This is a genomic window from Binatus sp. (SeqCode) (assembly GCF_050013435.1).
In the GTDB taxonomy this organism is placed as follows: domain Bacteria; phylum Desulfobacterota; class Binatia; order Binatales; family Binataceae; genus Binatus.
This window is the reverse complement of the sequence record NZ_JBEKFG010000147.1, coordinates 1-2,771: the sequence shown is the minus strand read 5'-3', so window position 1 is coordinate 2,771 and position 2,771 is coordinate 1. Positions and strand designations below refer to the sequence as shown.

Genomic DNA, 2,771 nt, shown 5'->3' with positions numbered 1-2,771 from the left:
ATGCGATCCTCGCGGAGGAAAGCGGCGCCAGCGCGCATCAAAGCGACCATCGATGGATTATCGATCCGCTCGACGGCACCACCAACTTCGCGCACGGCTATCCGCAATTCTGCGTATCGATCGCCTACGAACGGCGCGGCCGCGTGCAGTTCGGCGTAGTCTTCGACGCGCTGAAAAAAGAATGCTTCATCGCCCAGCGCGGACAGGGCGCGCGCCTCAACGGCAAGCCGATTCACGTCAGCACGACGCCAAACCTCTGCGCCGCGCTGCTGGGCACCGGATTCGCGTACGACCGGCGCGAACGCCGGCGGTTCTATCTCTGCTTCTGGGAAGAAATCATGATGCGTGCGCAGGGCATCCGCCGCAGCGGGTCAGCCGCGCTCGATCTCGCCTACGTCGCCGCCGGCCGCATCGATGGATTCTGGGAGTTCGGGCTGCGCCCCTGGGACGTGGCAGCCGGCGCAATCCTGGTCGACGAAGCACGCGGATGCGTAAGCAACATGGACGGCCGCGAGCTTGATCTTGCCGGCGCGAATATCGTGGCGACCAACGGCCGGCTGCACGACGAGCTCATCGAAGCGATTGCGCAGGCGCGCCCGGAGGCCGACCGCCGCCACGCCGAGATGCTTCGCGAGACCAAGGCCTCCGCGTAGCAACACTTAGTTGATTTTCGCAGCACGCCCGGGATGAACGCGCGGCTTCGACGCGCGCCCCGCGGCTAGCGCTGCGCGATGAACATCCCGGTATCCTTGCTGATTCGAATTTCGCCGTGCGCCGCGATTTCATTTTCGAGATGGCGGCGCAAGCCGGCAACCTGTTCGTCGCTGACTCTGCTTCGCACGCGCATCGAACAGATGTAGTCCATCAACGGCGCAGCTTCGGTTACCACCAGCGAGTCGGGATAGCGTTCGAGCTTCACCTCGCCGAAAGCCCGGCGCATGTAAACCTCGCCGCTCTCGAGGCCAAATCGCGCAACCGAATCCGTCATTCGTGGAATCGAAAAAAAGCGCGCCGCAAGGTCGTCGATCTCCCGCATGTGCGCGAGTCCCATCGTGGCCGCATAGCAGAACCCTGACGGCTTGAGCACGCGCCGAACCTCGCCAAGCGCGCGGGGAATGTCGGGCACATGATAGAGCATGTGATTGGCGATCACCGCGTCGAACGATGCGGCGCGAAACGGGAGCGCCTGCGCGTCTGCCTGCGAGTAGGTGAACGAATGGCCCAGCCGCGCGAGATTGGCGCGCGTTTCGCGGATCATTCCGCCCGACATGTCGGTTAGAATCACGCGCCATCGCGGCGGAACCGGCACCGGGCTGCGCCACAAAATGCCGGTGCCGCAGCCGAGCTCGAGCACGCTGGCGTTTTCAGGAATCCGAAAATGATCGAACATCCAGCGCATCAGCCCGTAGCGGTTGGTGCTGAAGCGCTGATGGAGCCGAATCCGCGCCGACAGGTTGGAGCCATCCTTGTATTGCTCGCGCAAGCGCCGCGCGGAGTCGCTATCGGTGTTTGTCGCCATCGCCGCGATGTTGGCGCACGAATCTTTTTCCGTCAACGCGTCGCGCTTTCTTGTTCGCGGCGATTCCTTGATATAGTGCTTGGCTCTGCCACACCGTTTGCCCCGGTAGTGAAAAGGACATCACGGAGGTCTCCGGAACCTCAAGTCCGGGTTCGATTCCCGGCCGGGGCATTTTTTTTGGAAGATTCCACTCGCGGTTTCCCTGGTTCGACAGTCGGTCGAGTCCTCCGGCGCGAAGACCGCAGGCCATACACGAAGTGGAATTTTCTAAGACCCCCCACCGACCCTCAAAGTTGTAAACTAACAGTAGGGAGATAATTCTTACTGTTTGCTCACTCTATTGGAGGTTTTCTGGTCGCTTATGGACGTTTTAATATCCTATATATCTCATGACTTCTTTAGTCTTGCTTCAAGCCGCCATTAACGCCACAATCGAGTGCGATGAAAGCCGATACGCAAGATAGTCAGGCTCTCGTGCCACAAGAAGAGTGCGAGGTCCTCAGCCTGATTCGAGAAGACCACGAACTCATCGATCGCCTCAATATAACCCCTGACGAGCTCGCGGCGCTGTCGAAATGCGCGATGTTCGGAACCATGACCTGCAAGCAGCATATGCTTGCCATTTTGCGCCAGATCCGCGAGGCGGGCGGCCCCGCGGCGGGCGGCTACGCGCTCGATCAGACGCCCCTCTTCCCTGAGCCGGCTATCCCCGAGGAAGAGGAGGGCACGGACCTCCCGGACTGCCGCAAAATGTTGATTCGTCTCAATGACGCCGGCACGCACGTGGAGCCGGCGTCGCTTGCGGGTGTTCCTGATCAGGGCGCGCCCCAGCGGCTCGCCATTCTTGCCTGGACGACCCTTGCGGTCGCGGGGCTGGGTTGGAGTCTGCTGATTTTGATGTTCCGCTGGCGTCATAACTTCACGACCAGGGTCGGAATGCCCGCGGGCCAGGCCGCTCCTTCGACTGCGTGGTACAGCGGTCTCGACCGCTCCAACACTCTGCTCTGGGGCGAAATTTTGTTCGTGGTAGGCATTGTAATTGTGATGTTCCTCAAATCCCACCGAGGTTCTCGCCGCTTCAAAATCAGGCCGCGCCGAAGCTGGCTCTAGCCAGTCTGCTCCGGCGGGGGTGACCCCTTGTATCTTGCCGTCAGCATCGCAAGATGGATTTGAACTTGGGCGCGGCAGACCGAGAACCCCTGGGTCCGCAAAGAGCGAGACCGCGGTGCAGCGCGGGTCGCCGCGCCCTAAC

3 protein-coding genes and 1 tRNA gene are annotated in these 2,771 nt (G+C 61.3%); 3 read left to right on the top strand and 1 reads right to left on the bottom strand.

Annotation, left to right across the window (positions count from 1 at the left end):
• On the top strand, positions 1–653 hold a 653-nt coding region (locus ABSB13_RS17010), incomplete at its 5' end, for an inositol monophosphatase family protein (RefSeq protein ID WP_428110543.1).
• A gap of 65 nt (positions 654–718) precedes the next feature.
• Here the strand turns inward: ABSB13_RS17010 and ABSB13_RS17005 are convergent.
• The gene (locus ABSB13_RS17005; protein ID WP_428110541.1) at positions 719–1,555 is read right to left on the bottom strand and encodes a class I SAM-dependent methyltransferase; all 837 of its coding nucleotides are present in this window, start codon (positions 1,553–1,555) and stop codon (positions 719–721) included.
• 63 nt (positions 1,556–1,618) lie between these two features.
• Between ABSB13_RS17005 and ABSB13_RS17000 the strand changes: the two genes are divergently transcribed.
• Positions 1,619–1,690, top strand: a tRNA-Arg gene (locus tag ABSB13_RS17000).
• A gap of 303 nt (positions 1,691–1,993) precedes the next feature.
• Positions 1,994–2,629 (top strand): hypothetical protein, encoded by a 636-nt coding sequence (locus tag ABSB13_RS16995; RefSeq protein ID WP_428110540.1) that lies wholly within the window; start codon positions 1,994–1,996, stop codon positions 2,627–2,629.
• The last annotated feature ends 142 nt before the right edge of the window (positions 2,630–2,771 follow it).